Origin of the sequence: Streptococcus sp. HMSC34B10 (assembly GCF_001839505.1) — a bacterium.
Taxonomy (GTDB): domain Bacteria; phylum Bacillota; class Bacilli; order Lactobacillales; family Streptococcaceae; genus Streptococcus; species Streptococcus peroris.
In genome coordinates this window covers 75540-92121 of sequence record NZ_KV841542.1, presented here as the reverse complement: position 1 = coordinate 92121, position 16582 = coordinate 75540, and the positions used below count along the sequence as shown (strand labels likewise).

General features: G+C 33.8%; 15 protein-coding genes. All 15 read right to left on the bottom strand.

Annotated elements, in window-relative coordinates:
- Positions 1 to 101: 101 nt before the first annotated feature.
- Positions 102 to 2060, bottom strand: a complete 1959-nt coding sequence (gene ftsH / locus HMPREF3237_RS01140) for an ATP-dependent zinc metalloprotease FtsH (protein WP_070888559.1) — start codon at positions 2058 to 2060, stop codon at positions 102 to 104.
- 16 nt (positions 2061 to 2076) lie between these two features.
- Complete coding sequence (gene hpt / locus HMPREF3237_RS01135) at positions 2077 to 2619, bottom strand: hypoxanthine phosphoribosyltransferase (RefSeq protein ID WP_006146037.1); 543 nt, start codon at positions 2617 to 2619, stop codon at positions 2077 to 2079.
- 4 nt (positions 2620 to 2623) lie between these two features.
- Positions 2624 to 3901 carry a tRNA lysidine(34) synthetase TilS gene (gene tilS / locus HMPREF3237_RS01130; protein ID WP_006146038.1) on the bottom strand — a complete coding sequence of 426 codons (1278 nt, stop codon included), beginning with the start codon at positions 3899 to 3901 and terminating at the stop codon, positions 2624 to 2626.
- A complete protein-coding gene (locus HMPREF3237_RS01125; protein ID WP_070888558.1) occupies positions 3898 to 5166 on the bottom strand; it encodes a serine hydrolase in 1269 nt (422 codons plus the stop codon). The genes tilS and HMPREF3237_RS01125 overlap by 4 nt, the downstream gene beginning before the upstream one ends.
- Positions 5159 to 5281 carry an SP_0009 family protein gene (locus HMPREF3237_RS09035; RefSeq protein ID WP_006146040.1) on the bottom strand — a complete coding sequence of 41 codons (123 nt, stop codon included), beginning with the start codon at positions 5279 to 5281 and terminating at the stop codon, positions 5159 to 5161. Before HMPREF3237_RS09035 ends, HMPREF3237_RS01125 begins: the two co-directional genes overlap by 8 nt.
- Before the next feature lie 6 nt (positions 5282 to 5287).
- The gene (locus HMPREF3237_RS01115) at positions 5288 to 5656 is read right to left on the bottom strand and encodes a septum formation initiator family protein (protein WP_006150553.1); all 369 of its coding nucleotides are present in this window, start codon (positions 5654 to 5656) and stop codon (positions 5288 to 5290) included.
- On the bottom strand, positions 5649 to 5915 hold the full coding sequence (locus tag HMPREF3237_RS01110; RefSeq protein ID WP_006150557.1) for an RNA-binding S4 domain-containing protein: 267 nt from the start codon (positions 5913 to 5915) through the stop codon (positions 5649 to 5651). The genes HMPREF3237_RS01115 and HMPREF3237_RS01110 overlap by 8 nt, the downstream gene beginning before the upstream one ends.
- A gap of 63 nt (positions 5916 to 5978) precedes the next feature.
- Positions 5979 to 9482 carry a transcription-repair coupling factor gene (gene mfd / locus HMPREF3237_RS01105; protein WP_142350549.1) on the bottom strand — a complete coding sequence of 1168 codons (3504 nt, stop codon included), beginning with the start codon at positions 9480 to 9482 and terminating at the stop codon, positions 5979 to 5981.
- Positions 9475 to 10044: an aminoacyl-tRNA hydrolase gene (gene pth / locus HMPREF3237_RS01100; protein WP_070888557.1), complete on the bottom strand. Its 570-nt coding sequence runs from the start codon at positions 10042 to 10044 to the stop codon at positions 9475 to 9477. The genes mfd and pth overlap by 8 nt, the downstream gene beginning before the upstream one ends.
- Before the next feature lie 71 nt (positions 10045 to 10115).
- On the bottom strand, positions 10116 to 11231 hold the full coding sequence (ychF, locus tag HMPREF3237_RS01095) for a redox-regulated ATPase YchF (RefSeq protein ID WP_016466540.1): 1116 nt from the start codon (positions 11229 to 11231) through the stop codon (positions 10116 to 10118).
- A gap of 84 nt (positions 11232 to 11315) precedes the next feature.
- Positions 11316 to 11510 (bottom strand): DUF951 domain-containing protein, encoded by a 195-nt coding sequence (locus HMPREF3237_RS01090; protein WP_004250933.1) that lies wholly within the window; start codon positions 11508 to 11510, stop codon positions 11316 to 11318.
- Between the two features lie 66 nt (positions 11511 to 11576).
- Entirely contained in the window at positions 11577 to 12713 is a 1137-nt protein-coding gene (dnaN, locus tag HMPREF3237_RS01085; RefSeq protein ID WP_070888556.1) for a DNA polymerase III subunit beta, read from the bottom strand.
- Between the two features lie 158 nt (positions 12714 to 12871).
- Positions 12872 to 14230: a chromosomal replication initiator protein DnaA gene (gene dnaA, locus HMPREF3237_RS01080; RefSeq protein WP_070888555.1), complete on the bottom strand. Its 1359-nt coding sequence runs from the start codon at positions 14228 to 14230 to the stop codon at positions 12872 to 12874.
- Positions 14231 to 14440: 210 nt separating this feature from the next.
- Positions 14441 to 15202 (bottom strand): ParB/RepB/Spo0J family partition protein, encoded by a 762-nt coding sequence (locus HMPREF3237_RS01075; RefSeq protein ID WP_070888554.1) that lies wholly within the window; start codon positions 15200 to 15202, stop codon positions 14441 to 14443.
- A gap of 56 nt (positions 15203 to 15258) precedes the next feature.
- Positions 15259 to 16443 carry a serine protease HtrA gene (locus HMPREF3237_RS01070; RefSeq protein WP_070888553.1) on the bottom strand — a complete coding sequence of 395 codons (1185 nt, stop codon included), beginning with the start codon at positions 16441 to 16443 and terminating at the stop codon, positions 15259 to 15261.
- Between the last annotated feature and the right edge of the window lie 139 nt (positions 16444 to 16582).

Below are 16582 nucleotides of genomic sequence, written 5' to 3'. Positions count from 1 at the left end.
GTTTGGTTCTTTTTCTGAAATTTTTTATTAATTTTTCATAAAATGATTTCTCTTATTTTTAAATAAAAAGAGACGACACTACTGCCATCTCTTTTTATCTATTAGTTTTCTTCAGCCATTTTTGATTTGACTTCTTCATAAGATAGTGCTCGTGACTCTTCTTCTGCTTCTTCAGGCATTTTACCTGTTTCGTAAAGAGATTTAATTTGTGTACTATCCAATGTTTCATATTTCAACAATGCTTCCGCAATTAGCTTATGCGTTTCACGATTTGATTGAATAATTTCAGCAGCCTTGTTGCGTGCTTCATTCAACAATGTGCGAACTTCTTCGTCAATTTCATAAGCTGTTCGTTCTGAAATAGATTTTTGTGGTGTTTGAGCACCAAACATTGCATGATTTCCTTCGTATTGAACTGGACCGAGTTTTTCACTCATTCCATACTCAGTAACCATAGCACGCGCCATCTGAGTCGCTTGTTCAAAGTCATTGGATGCTCCGGTTGTTTGAACGTTAAAGATGATTTCTTCTGCGACACGTCCACCCATCAAACCAGCTAATTGTTCTTTCATATCTTCTTTGGATAGTAACATTTGATCTTCTTTAGGAAGAGCAATCATGTACCCACCTGCACGACCACGAGGAACAATTGTTACTTTATGGACAACACGCGCATTAGATAAGACAAGACCAACAATCGTGTGTCCCGCTTCATGGTAAGCAACCATTTCACGTTCTTTTTGAGAAACTGTCTTATCTTTCTTAGAAGGACCAGCGATAACACGGTCTTCTGCCTCATCAATATCAGAAGCGTCAATTACTGATTTATTACGACGAGCTGCAACTAAAGCTGCTTCGTTCAATACATTTTCTAAATCAGCACCAACAAAACCTGGAGTCTGTTGTGCTACCAATTTCAAGTCTACATCTTCTGCTAACGGTTTATTTTTAGCATGGACTTTCAAAATCGCTTCGCGTCCCTTAACATCTGGACGACCAACTAATACTTTTCTATCAAAACGGCCTGGACGAAGAAGTGCTGGATCTAGAACATCTGAGCGGTTCGTTGCCGCAATGACGATAATTCCTTCATTTCCTTCGAAACCATCCATCTCAATCAAGAGTTGGTTCAAAGTTTGTTCACGTTCATCATTTCCACCGCCAAGACCGACACCACGTTGACGACCAACAGCATCGATTTCATCGATGAAGATAATAGCTGGTGCTGCTTTTTTAGCATCTTCAAAGAGAGAACGTACACGGCTTGCACCAACACCGACGAACATCTCCACGAAGTCAGAACCTGAAATACTAAAAAATGGTACGCCAGCTTCTCCTGCAACTGCTTTGGCGAGTAATGTTTTACCAGTCCCCGGAGGTCCTTCTAAGAGAACACCAGCTGGAATACGGGCGCCCAATTTTGTAAATCGTTTTGGATCTTTCAAAAATTCAACAACTTCAACAAGTTCTTGTTTTTCTTCCTCAGCTCCTGCTACATCTGAAAAGCGGACTTTGATATCCTCTTTATTAGCAGCTTTAGCTTTATTACGTCCAAAACTCATTGGATTGCGTCCGCCATTTCCTCCCATATTCCCCATCATAGAAAATAGGAAGAAAAATAAAATGGCAAATGGTACTACTGAAACTAGTATGTTAATCCACATCCCACTTGAGCTTTCATGCTTCACTTCAATTTGTGTTTGATGTTCACCAGCTAGTTTTTGCAAATCTGCTACAGTAGCATCTGATGGAAGAATAATACTTGTAAATTTCTCTACTTTTGTTGCAGAAGGTGTGAACAATCGAATACCTGTTTCCGGTTGTTCTGTTTTAGCAGTTTTATAGACACCAGAAACTTCGATGACACTACCACTTGGTTGATAGGTCATTTCTTTTACATTGTCGCTAGTAATTTCCTGCACCAATTCTGAGTATTTAATTTGTTGACTATGTCCTGCTGCTCTTCCAGCAAAGAAATACTGGAATCCAGTGACTATCAAAAAAATCATCAACAAATAAAGAAATGGATTTTTTATAAAACCATTATTTTGTTTTTGCATTCAATAACTTACCCTTCTATTTTGAGTAAACTTCCTCTTTCAATACACCTACATAAGGAAGATTACGATAATTTTCATTGTAGTCTAAGCCATAGCCTACAACAAATTCATTCGGAATTGTAAAACATGTATAATCTGCTTCGATATCTACAGTACGACCTTCTGGTTTATCAAGCATTGTAACAATCTTAACTGATGCCGCTTCTCTAGCAGTAAACATATCTCTCAAACTTTTTAAGGTTTGACCGGTATCGATAATATCTTCCACAAAAATAACGTGTCGACCTTTAATATCTTGAGTTACATCTTGTTTAATGTTAATAACCCCGCTACTTACAGTACCTCCATGGTAACTGGAAACCATCATAAAATCCATTTCAAGATGAGTATCAATATATTTGACTAATTCTGCCATGAAAGGAATAGACCCTTTTAAGATTCCAACTAAAATTGGATTTTTCCCTTCGTAATCTCTTGTCAATTGAGCACCTAGTTTTTTAGCTGCTTCTGTAATTTCATCTTGTGAAACCAAAATCTTCTTGATATCTTGTTCTAACATGATTTTACCTATCTATTTTTTCTATATAAAGTATAGTGTTCATTATATCATTTTTCGTTTTTTTACTCAAATCGCTAGTTTCAATTCCTAAAATTGAATAAATTTCTCCAAATTGCTCTATGATAATGGCATTCTCCCGTTTTTCTATAGGAATTTTTAAATCAATAAAAAGTCGTCTTAGTTTTTTTCGGTGACCATTTTTTATCAAATAGTCACCTGGTTGTCGATGCCGTAGAATCAATGATGCTTCACAAGAAATATTGATTTTTTGAATATTTTCACCTTTTAGAGGAATCCCAAATGAAAATAAGTAACCTTCATAATGAACTTGATTTTGATATTCTAACACACATTCATTACTTTTTTCATCAGACTTTGGTCTGATTTTACAAATTTGAAAACGCTGATATTCCTTTACGAGTTCATAACCATTTTTTAATAAATGACGATATTGACTCTTGGTTTTTAAAATATGATGAACCTGTTGGAATTGTTCTCTTGTAATATTTAAATCTGGAAAATGACTAAGATATTGCTGCAATAAAACTCGCTGTGTTGCTTCACTAAAAGATAAAAACTGTGTTAAATCTTCCACATCAACCGTTTTAGAGAATTCAGAAAGAACAATTTGATAGTCAGATACTTCTTTTCCAAGTTCTAAAAACGCTCTCTTTACCTGAATATTTTCTTTTTCTAATTGTGGTAAGTAAATATTACGAACACGATTACGAAAATAGGAATTTTCTTTATTCGTCGCATCTTCAAAATGCTCAATTTCAGGAAAATCCTTTTTGTAAAAAGATAGCAAAGGACGAATCAACTCTCCCTTATCAAACTCTTGTCTTTCTTTAATAGCTGATAAATGCTGTAACCTAACACCTCGAATCAATCGCATAAAAATCGTCTCAGCCTGATCATCTGCATGATGAGCTGTTACAAGAGCTGTAGCAACTGTTTGTCTCATTACTTTTTTTAGAAATTCATAACGAAATTGACGAGCATTTGCTTCCGAAAAATCTCCAGTAAAATGAGCTACATAAATTGGAACTCCAACTTGTTCAGCTAGTTTTCTCAATTCATATTCTTCATTATCCGATTCTGGTCGTTGTTTATGATTCACATGAGCTAAAAATAATTCAATTCCAAGTTCTTTTTGATAGGTTGAAAGGAGATGAAAGAGAAACATCGAATCCAATCCACCAGACAAGGCTAGCACAACTCTTGAATGATGTTTAAAATAACCTTTCTCTAGAAAATGATTTAAAAATTCTCGGTCTCTCATTTTAGGACCTCGTAGACATCCTTAGCAATTTTAGAAATGGTATCATAATCAGAATTTTTAGTAAAAATCGAAATAATGAATGGAGAATCTGTGTAGACTACCGCCACATCGTGTTTAAATTCATCTGCATCCCCAATTTTATGGGCTACCTTAGCAGAAATATTTTTAGCAATACGCTGATTATCAAAAGAAGTTTGTGATAAAGATTCTAAAACAAAACCATTTTGATTGTAAATAGATTCCATAACTTGTCCAGCCATTTTAGCTGAAGCAAGCTTATCATTTACATCCCATTCATTACCAGCAATCGTAGTCATTTCTTTTTTAAAGGCGTCATCTGATTTATTCGTAACATAATAAGCAAGAATATTATGAGCCACATTGTCAGACTCTTTTGCAGTTTTTGTGATTAAATCTTTGATTGTGTACTCTTTATTATCCGCTGTTTTAGGGAGACTGCCACTTCCTTCTGGTTTATAAGAACCAGGGAAATCATTAACTTCAGGAACATACTTCAATTTCGTGTCAAGTTGATAATCACCCTGATTAATTTTCTCCTGAACATAATAAAGATAAGGCAATTTCATAACACTAGCAGCGTACATTTTTTGCTCTTCGTTAATTCCAGCTTCCTTACCTGTACTCAATTGTTTTACATAAATAGAAAACTGTTCATTTTGATAATTTGCAGATAATAACTCTTGTACTTTCTGGATTCTATTATCATCATTAGAAATATAATCCGTCGAAATCCAACCAGCTTGTTTGATATGTAAGAATTCACGACCTTCAGCAAAAACAGACATGTCTGCTTCAACCTCTTGATAAGGTGCCAAAGTAGATTTTAATTCTTGTTTATCATAAGGACTATTATAGACAACAAATTCAGGTTCTAACCACACTCGTTTAAAAAAAATATTGACGATCGAACTATCGTATAAAAGTCGTTTATCAGCCATCACAAATTGATTATTAGACAATTTAAAGACAGGATGTCCTTGTTTATTTAATCGCCATTCTAAAATAGATAATTTTGTATCTGCATTGACTTTTCCTGATTCTTTAATTAAGTCTTCTGTAGAATAAACAGGCGTTTCACCATAAAATTTTGGAGATTCTATAACATCTTGATAATAAAAATGATACGAAGCGTGGGTTAAGGAATAAACTTCTTGGTTTGGAATGATAACTGGATTCTCAGTGCTTACTACTTTAACACTTTTTAGAAAAATTGGAAGTAGTAATATCACTAAAAATTTACGCATTCTTTTTTCCCTCTTCTTCTTGCAGTCGTAACAGATGATTTTTTTGAGATAATTCCTCTAATTTTTCATCTGATTGACTTAAAAATTGTTCAACAATCTTTAATAAATTTTCCATTTCACATTACCTAGGAAGCAAGTCCGGAATTGTATAAACTTCCTCCCATGATTTCGAATAATAATATTTTGCACGGGAATATTTAGCTGCATAGGATTCGTCTTTTAGCTTAGTTGCTAAACTAGCTTCTTTATCCTTCTCATCGCTCAAATCCTGGTATTGTTTTTTCAAATCCGTTAATTGCTGACGACGTGTTAGTAATTGTTGATAACTTTGTGCTAAATTATAAGTTGGCAAGATAAATAACAACATTATCAAAATCAAAACCCATCCCATAAAACGATTGCGTTTTTGACGTTCTTCCATCATGTATTTACGTCGTTGGTGTTCATTTTGAATAAAAGAGTTATTCATTTGGACTATTTTTTTATACATCGCCTTCTACCCTTGTTTCACTAATAATTTCATACATTCCAGCTGCATCTTCTTTTTTAGTGCTATCTTTCATTTCCAGCACCTTTACAAGCAACAATTTATTTCCAAAGCGAATTTCAACCTGATCATTGAGTTTTAAATCTGTTGAACTTTTAGCAAGGATACCATTTACCTTGATTCGCCCCTTATCTGCAACTTCCTTAGCCACCGTACGGCGCTTTATAATTCGTGATACTTTTAAATACTTATCTAATCTCATCTTAATACCTCAAATTATTATTGTACCATTTTTATCCCTTTTATAGAAGAAAAAAGGTAACTCCTAATGTGACTCTTTTGATTCTTTTATCTTTACTAACGATTCTCCGAAAGTTAAAAGACCTTCTAAAATCTCATAATCTTTTTTATTTCGAATATCAAAAACAACTTCGATTAAACCTTGATTTTCAGAAATATTAGCCTTCAAACTTGTCTGAGAAAGAGCCTGGAAATAATCTTGTGTTAAAAATAGTTGTTGCGATATTTTTTCAAACTGAATGACAAGCTTATTATTCTTTCTTTCTACACGATTGACAAATACTTTATCGAGATATGCTTTGGCTAATCCAATTTCTAAAAGATAAGCAACCACATCTGGATATTCTCCAAATCGGTCTATCAACTCATCTTGTAATTCTTCATAGTTGACACGGTTGTCAATCTGACGAATTCTCTTGTAAATTTCAATTTTATGGCGCTCATCTGATATGTACTCATCTGGAAGATAGGCATCAATTTGTAGAATTAACTCAGCATTTCCTTTTTCACGTTTCTTGTCAGTTCCATTTTTCTTAGCAATTGCTTCCTCAAGTAACTGAGAATACAATTCAAAACCAACTGAATCGATAAAACCAGACTGCGAACTACCTAAAAGATTTCCAGCTCCACGAATGGATAAATCACGCATGGCAATTTTGAAACCAGAACCCAATTCAGTAAACCCTTTGATAGCTTCCAATCTCTTCTCTGAAACTTCTGTCAATGATTTATCTGGTCGGTACATGAGATAGGCATAAGCAATTCGATTGCTACGACCAACCCGACCTCTTAATTGATACAAGGTTGATAAGCCCATATGATCTGCATTTTCAATAAACAAGGTATTCGCATTTGGAATGTCTACCCCTGTTTCAATAATTGTCGTAGTTACTAAAATGTCATATTCGCCTTCAATAAAATCAAGTAATGTATTCTCCAAACGAATTTCACTCATTTGACCATGAACAAAACCAATAGATGCTTCAGGAATCAGTTCTTGTAGTTCTGAAACTTTCTTTTCAATCGTGTCAACTTTGTTGTAAAGATAGTAAACCTGACCACCACGATCGATTTCTCTCAACACAGCATCACGAATCACACGATCATTTTGTTCAAGAACATAGGTCTGAACAGGATATCGATTGGTTGGAGGGGTTTCAATGACAGATAAATCTCGGATACCTAGCATAGACATATGAAGAGTTCGAGGAATTGGTGTAGCTGTTAAGGTTAAGACATCAACCTTCTTTTTTAATTCCTTGAGTGCTTCCTTATGCTTGACACCAAAACGTTGTTCTTCATCAATGATAATCAAGCCTAAATCTGCAAATTCAACATCTTTAGACAAAACTCTATGAGTTCCTATCAAGATGTCCACTTGGCCTTTTTTCAATTTTTCAAGTGTTTCAGTCTGTTCTTTTTTACTTCTAAAGCGACTCAAAACATCTACGTTTACAGCAAATTGCTCAAATCTTTCCTTGAAATTACTGTAATGTTGCTGTGCAAGAACGGTAGTTGGTACTAAAACGACCACTTGTTTATGATCATTGACAGCTTTAAATGCAGCTCGCATGGCTACTTCTGTCTTACCAAACCCAACATCTCCAACTAAGAGTCGATCCATTGGTTGAGGTGCTTGCATTTCTTTCTTAATTTCTTCGATACTTCGAAGTTGATCTTCTGTTTCAACATAGGGAAAAGCTTCATCAAAAGCAACCTGGTCTTCGTCATCTTTTGAAAATGCATATCCTTTCAGTTGGCTCCGCTCAGCATACAGTTTAATTAAGTCATCCGCAATATCTTTAACTTGATTTTTAACTTTTTGCTTAGCTTTTTTAAAATGTCCATCATTTAACTTATTTAGCTTTGGAGCTTTTCCATCACTTGAAACATACTTAGATAAGGTTTGGATTTGTTCTACAGGAATAGAAATTCGATCTCCATTTTGATATTGGATACTCACATAATCTCGATGAATTCCTTTGATTTCAATTGTTTCGATTCCTAAATACTGCCCAATACCATGAATTTGATGAACGACGTAATCTCCTTTTTGGAGCTCATTATAATCCTTTAATCGCTCAGCATTACTGATATTTTGTCTTCTATATTTACGCTTAATCTTCTTCTTAAAAATTTCATATTCAGTGATAAATACAAGATTTTCATCTACAAAATGAAAACCATGACGAAGATTTCCTTCAATAAGATTGACAGTTCCTTTACAGATTTCACTTCCATTACTATTGTCAACCTTAATTTCGTATTCGTCTAAAATTGTTGACAGTTTTTTGAGTTCAGTTTTACTACTTGACTGAAGAACAATGGTATATTTTAATTTTTTATAACGTTCAATTTCTTCTTTCAAAAAAGAAAATTGATTGAAGAACTCTTGCATTGGATACTGATTAAATTGATAAAGATGATCAAATTTTAGATTTCCAAGACCTTTTTGAAAATTCGAAAAGAAACTCACTGGTAAATATTTTTTGAATCGACTTTCTACGTCAGCAAAGTATTGTAAATTTGATGCAGCTTTACTATTGTGTAAATCCTCTGTAAAGTAGTTAGCTGTCTCCTTATCAAAAATATCATACTGATTCATGATTTTTTGAAAATCATCAAAAATGAGAGGTACTTCTTGTAAATAATCTAACAGTGTCCATTGTTTTTTATAAAAAACAGACAAAAACTTTCGAATATCAGAATGGATACTCTGTTGCTTAGCACTACTATAGACTTCCTCTAGATATGACTTCAAAGTTGGGGAAAGTGCCTTATCAATCTCATGCTCTAAAAATTGTTGTCCACGATTGTAATCTTCAATACTTAGTAAAATATCGCTAGCGGGATATATAAAAATTTCAGAGCGACTTTCCTTTGATAACTGTGTCTCTGCATCAAATTCTCTAATACCATCTATCTCATCACCGAAAAATTCAATTCGGTAAGGAGATATTTGTGAGGTTTCAAAGATATCTAAAATATCTCCTCGAAGACTAAATTCACCTTGACTCTGAACCTGTGTAACTTTCTTATAACCAAGAGAAAGCAACTGATTTTTTAATTCATTTTGTTCACATTCTTGGCCAATTTCAAATTTCAAGATACTATTATCAAATACTTGAGGATCTGGTAAAAATAAACGACTTGCTGCTAAGTTACAAACTAAAATTCCTTTTTGAGATTTATCTCTTAGAAAACGTAAAGCTTCGACTCTTGAAAATATCTTTTCTTGAGACGACACCAAAAATTCTACCATAGGTGAATCATCTACCAAGAATGGATAGACCATATCAGTACCTAGGATAGAAATTAAATCATTTATTAAACGCTCAGCTTCTCCATAAGTAGATGTCATCACTAAAATCTTGTTATGATTTTTAACACTACTTGCAATTGCTAAAGACTTTGCTGAACCAGAAAGACCTAGTAATAATTGTCTTTGTTTAAGAGATAAATGCTCATTCCATGATTGTATCTGCTTATTTTCTAGAAAGAAATCTATTAATGCCATTTCCTTACCCATTATATTTCTGCATCGTTTTTTCAAAGTTTTTCTCTTGTAAATAATAATTTACAGCATCGTCAACCTTGTCAATAGACTGTAAAATACCAATATAATCTTCTTTGTCAAACTTGCTCAAAACATGATGAACAACTGACATTCCTTTTTTAGGTCTCCCAATACCAATCTTTACACGATTGAAAACTTGTGTCCCAATATGTTGAATAATCGACTTGATTCCATTATGACCACCAGCTGATCCTTTAGCTCGAAGACGAATTTTCCCAACTTCCATATCCAGATCATCGTAAATGATTAGTAAATCTTCAATATCCAAACCATAGTAAGTTAATAAGGCATGTACAGCTTTTCCACTCTCGTTCATAAATGTTGTTGGTTTCACAAGATAAATTTTTTCCCCATTAAGAAAAAATGAGGCTAACTCAGCTTGGAATATCTTATCGTGTGTAAAAGTGACATTCTGTTTCTTCGCTAGTTGGTCAATCAGCATAAAGCCAACATTATGTTTGGTTTCAAAATATTTATCACCTGGATTTCCCAATCCAACAAGTAGTTTAGTCATTTATTTTCCTTTCAAAAGCCAAAAGGGTTGGAATTTTTTTCCAACCTGATTAACACTATTAAAAATGTTGATTATACGTTAAAGCGGAATTCCATGATATCGCCATCTTGAACGACATAATCTTTTCCTTCTTCACGTAAACGTCCAGCTTCTTTTACAGCCTTTTCAGATCCGTATTTGACCAAATCGTCATAAGACATGGTCACTGCACGAATAAAACCTTTTTCGAAGTCTGAGTGGATAATTCCAGCTGCTTGAGGAGCTTTCATACCACGTTTAAAGGTCCAAGCACGAACTTCTTTTTCACCAGCTGTGAAGTAAGTTCCAAGTCCAAGTAAATGGTAAGCTGCACGCGTCAACTTATCCACACCTGATTCTGTCAAACCAATGGCTTCAAGAAACTCTTTTTTATCTTCATCATCTAACTCAGAGATTTCTTCTTCAGCACGCGCAGAAATCACCACTACCTCTGCATTTTCTGTTGCTGCGAATTCACGAATTTGCTTCACATAATCGATAGATTCTGGATCTCCAACAACATCCTCATCCACATTTGCTACATAAAGAACTGGTTTAGTCGTTAAGAGGAAGAGTCCTTTAACAACTTTTTGTTCTTCATCTGTGAATTCAATGGTACGTGCTGATTTACCGTCTTCAAGAACTGGTTTAATCTTTTGGAGAACGTTAAATTCTGCAACTGATTCCTTATCTTTTTGCGTACGTGCCATCTTTTCCACACGCGCATAGCGTTTATTCACAGATTCTAAGTCTGCAAGAATCAACTCTAGGTTAATAGTATCGATATCTGCAAGCGGATCTACAAAGGCATCTTCACGACCTTGCTCACGCATGACATTCTCATCATCAAAAGCACGAACCACATGGACAATGGCATCCACTTCACGGATGTTGGCCAAGAATTTATTACCAAGACCTTCACCTTTTGACGCACCTTTTACAATCCCTGCAATATCTGTAAATTCAAAGGTTGTTGGGACTGTCTTCTTAGGAGTAATCATTTCCGTCAATTTTTGGAGGCGTTCATCTGGAACTTCTACCATCCCAACATTTGGATCAATCGTCGCAAATGGATAGTTTGCAGCTTCTGCTCCTGCTTTTGTAATTGCATTAAATAGGGTTGATTTACCAACGTTTGGCAAACCCACGATACCTGCTGTTAAAGCCATAGTCTCTCATTCTCCGTTCACATTTCAATCTTCAATATTATAACACAAAAAGGGAAAACTTGCTAACCCTCTAACTCCTTACATTTAGTCGATAATTTTACTCATTTTTCTTTCAAAATCATAGCGACTCATCATGACAACATGATCACAATTACTGCATTTTATTTTGATATCTGCACCTAGACGTGTAATTTCCCAACGATTAGCTTTTTTGCCTGTAGATTTGATTGTACAAGCATGTGGTTTTTTCATTTCAACAAAATTTCCAACTTGATACATACTACTCTCCTTTTCATATTTCTGATTATATCATAAAAGAGGTGAGCTAGGCTCAACCTCTTTAACTTAATTTGTACGAACTGGTGTAATCAGCTGCATGAAATCTTCATCTGTATCAGCTGGTACCAAGGTAAATGGACGAACTGCTGAAATGAAGCTGATTGTTACCTTTTCACTATTCAAGGCTTTTAGTGCTTCAATCAAGTAAGTTGGGTTAAAGCTAATCGTCAAATCTTCACCAGATACAGCAATTGTATCGATTTCTTCATTTACTTTACCAACTTCTGGAGAATTTACATGAGCTGTAACTACTCCTTGTTTGATTTCTAATTTTACAGTTCCATTTTGAGTAGCACTTGATAAAAGACGTGCACGTTCCATAGATTGACGTAGATTCACAACATCAAAAGTCACTGTCGTATTAAAATCTGTTGGAATCAGACGATCTGTATCAGGATAATTACCTTCTAAGAGACGTGTATAGAAGCTAATATTTTCGCTTCTAAAGAGAATTTGGTTGTTTGCGAAGAAAATCTCTACTGTTTCAATATCGTCCGTAAAAACAGCCGAAAATTCGCGTAGAGAGCGACTTGGGATGACAACATCAAAATTATCACTGTTTTTTTCAAGCGTCAATTTCTTCTGACTGAGACGATGTGAGTCTGTTGCAACTGTTTTTAACTCTTGGTGATTACTCAAGACAAAGTGAACACCAGTTAAGATAGGACGACTTTCTTGCACACTAGCAGCAAAGGCAGTTTCATTGATAATCTTTTTAAGAAGTTTTGTTTCAAGAACTAAAGGATTACTTGCTGCAATTTCTTGGATACGTGGATACTGCTCGCTGTCTTTTCCTTTAAGAGTAATTTCTGATTTTCCACTTGTTAGTACAATTTGATCTTGTTCGATTTCTTTAAAATCAAGAGTCACATCTGGAAGACTAGAAACAACATTGATAAAGAAAGAAGCTTCTAGAAGGATAGAACCTAATGAGTTAATCAAAAGACCTGCGTTTTCATCTTTTTGAGAAATGAAGTTTTCAATTGAAATTTGACCATTTGAACCAATCAATGTAATTCCTTCATTATTCACATCGATTTTGATAGTTGATAAAACAGGAATAGCATTTTTTGAACTAATAGCTCTTTTAGTAGTATTTAACGCTTGTAGAAATAAATTTTTATTAATTGAAAAATGAATCATGGATTCTCCTTTATTTATTTTTATAATTAGAAAGAAAATAGTAATAATAGAGTGTGTGAAATCTGTGGAAAAAATAGCTTGATAGGCAGAATATAAACTTTTTTGCTTGTTTAAAAAATGTGTATAAAAAAGATTAAAAAGTAAAAGTTATCCACAAGTTATTTTATTTTCTTTTTGATAGCTTCGATTTCTAAGCGGAGATTGTTATCTTCCTCAATCAAAGATTTAATTTTAGCGTGGGCATGAATGACTGTAGTGTGGTCTTTTCCCCCAAATTCTTTTCCTATTTTTGGAAGACTATTATCGGTTAGTTCTCTTGCTAGGTACATAGCTACTTGTCTTGCTAAAACAATGTTTTGAACACGCCTTATTCCTTTTAGTTCTTTTACACTAACACCATAAAAGTTTCCTACTTCAGTTTGAATCTTTTCAATTGGAATAACAAGCATTTGGCTAATATCTTGTTTGCGAGCTCGTATGGCTTCTGCAGCAATATCAATTGTGATATCAGTAATTTTCTTTACTCTAGCAATTAAAGTAATATCATTAATTGCTCCTTCAAGTTCACGAACATTAGAATCAAATTGACCTGCTAAGTATTCCAATGTATCACTTTGAAAATTGTAGTCTAAATTTTCAGTCTTACTTTGAAGAATAGCAACACGTGTTTCAAAGTCAGGAGGAGTAATTGCTTGAGTTAATCCCCAGCTAAAGCGCGTGACAAGTCTTTCTTCCATTCCTTCTAATTGCTTAGGACTTCGATCACTAGTTAGGACAATCTGTTTTTGTTTATTATGAAGGTCATTAAATGTATTGAAAAACTCTTCTTGCGTTGCAACTTTTTTTCCACTTAGAGACTGAATATCATCAATCAACAAAAGATCGAGATTTCGGTAAGTCTTTTTAAATTTTTCCATTTCCCCAAGTCTTAAATGATCAAGAAAGTCATTTATAAAACTTTCTGCAGGAATATACTTAACACGCGCACTAGGAATATTTTTTAAAATTTCATTACCAATAGCATTGAGCAAGTGAGTTTTACCAAGACCAGGTCCTCCGTATATAAAAAGAGGGTTATATGTAAGTGCTAAATCTTCTGATACAGCTAATGCAGCCGATTTTGCCCAAATGTTTCCATCTCCTTGGACAAAATTATCAAAGGTATAGTTTTTATTAAGTCCTGTTTCTGAATAAGGTATAGATTTTATAGTTTGTTCTTGTTGTTGACTACTATTTTCAACAGTTGTTGTTATATCGGAGGAGTCAGAATCTTCCTTAGTCAATACATATTGCGCTTTTATCTCAGTATCATAGATTTGGAAACCAACAGCTACAATAATATCATTGAGTTTTGTACTCCAAACCATTTCCATTTCAGATCTTGGCAAAAATATGGTAGCTACATTTTCCTCGACCTTTATTAATTCAGCAGGTGTTACATAGAAATCAAACATTGATCGTGTCAATCTTTCTTTAGCTAATTCTAAAATCTGATTCCAAAATTGTTTTTCTTTCAATAACAAACTCCTCCTTTTCTAAAAGGTATAATCTTAACTTATTTTACCATATAGTAAGCATTTTTTCCACAACTTGTGAAAAACAATCCACAATGTTTAAAAGATTTATCCACAAATTGTGGATAACAGCTATTATTTGTGATTTTCTTGGTTTTATTTATATTTATTTAGTGGATAAGTCTGTGAGTTGAGAAAAATAAAATAACAGCCTTATTTCAGACTGTTAATAAAACGTTGGTACTCTTCTTGATTATGAAATGAGATAGTTATTTTTCCTGCCTCTTTTTTTTGAAGGAAGATTTGGACATCTAATCCTAACAATTTTTTCAAATTTTCTTCTTCTTCCTTGATAAAGTAATCTTTTTCTTTGCTTTTTTTCTTCTTTTTTTCTTCTTGAACTAGACGTTCTACCTGTCGAACTGATAAATTATCTGTCAGAATATGATGGAGTAATTTTTTTTGTTCTTCAACAGGTAGTTGAATTAGAAGTCTAGCATGTGCTTGAGATAATTTTCCAGTTTCTACTTCCGTTAGAATAAAATTAGGTAGTGTTAGTAAGCGAACAATATTTGTAATATAGGGACGTGATTTCCCCATTTTATCAGCAATTTCTGCGTGAGTATACCCTTTATCAATTAAAGATTGATAAGCTTTTGCTTCCTCAATCGGATTTAAGTCTTCACGCTGCAAATTTTCAATGATTGAGTGAATCATCATATCCTGATCAGAAAGTTTTTTGATGATTACAGGAACTTCTGATAATCCAGCTACTATAGATGCACGATATCGTCTTTCTCCAGCTAGGATTTCGTATCCAATAACTGGAGATTGACGAACGATAATCGGTTGAATAAGACCATTCTCTTTGATAGATTGAGCAAGTTCTTTTATTTTCTCTTCTGAAAATTCTTTTCGAGGTTGATAAGGATTTTTTTGAATGTCACTTATATGAATTAGTTTAAATTCTTCCATATTTCTACAGTATCACAACTTTGATATTCTGTAAAGTAAGTTTACAAATATGTAAACTATTGATTTAAATCGCTAGTGCTCTTGTCTAATTTGATTTTAGTTTTTTCTTCCTTACCATTTCGGTAATAAGTTATAGTTATTTCATCTCCGATTGAGTGACTATATAGAACATTTTGCAATTCAGTAGTAGATGAAATCTTAGTATCATCTACTTTTGTGATAACATCATATTGTTGTAAATGTCCATTTGCAGGCATGTTTTTTTGAACAGTTCGAACAGCTACACCAGAAGTGACTTTATCAGGAAGTTTCAATTTTTTAATATCAGCTGTGCTGAGGTTTGTTAAATTAACCATGTGGATACCAAGCGCTGGTCGAGTTACTTTTCCTTCTTTTTCCAACTGATTAATAATATTCTTAACATCATTTGTTGGAATTGCAAAACCAAGACCTTCTACAGATGTTCCACCATTAGAGGCAATTTTACTTGATGTAATACCTATAACTTGTCCCTGAATATTGATCAAAGGACCTCCTGAGTTACCAGGATTAATAGCTGTATCCGTTTGAATGGCATTCGTTGAAATAGCTTGGCCGTCTTCAGATTTCAAAGAAACGTGTCTGTTCAAACTTGATACAATTCCTTGTGTAACTGTATTTGCGTATTCTGAACCTAAAGGACTACCGATTGCGATAGCAGTTTCCCCAACAGATAGTTGATTTGAGTCACCAAATTCAGCAACTGTAGAAACTTTTTCTGAAGAGATTTTAACTACTGCAATATCAGAATAAGTATCAGAACCAACAATTTCACCTGGTACTTTTGTTCCATCAGCTAATCGAATATCGACTTTCTTAGCTCCATTAATAACGTGAGTATTAGTAACTAAGTAGGCAGATTCACCTTCTTTCTTATAGATAACACCGGAACCTTCACTATTAACCTGTTCAGTATTTGAATCTGTATCAGTATCTTCAGTTCCGTTAAATCTATTTTGCGAATTACCTGAATAGGTAATAATAGATACAACTGCATCTTTGACCTTGTCGACAGCTTGTGTAGTAGCATTTTCATTTTTTGAATACGTCTGAGTGGTTGTTATAGTATTTTGTGTTCCATTTACATGTTTTTGGTTAAACTGAAATACAATCAGACCACCTAGAAGACCACTAAAAAAGCTGATAAGAATAACTAGTAAAAGTTGTCCAAATTTTTTTGAAAACTTGTTTAAGTTTTTCATGAAAACCTCCAAATTTGTTTTATTGATGAAAGTATAAAATTATTAACTTAATCATAACTTAAAAAAGTTTAAGTTTTAAACAATCTGTGGAAAACTATTAAAATCTTGTGAATCTATTGCTATTTTATCTGTTTTTATT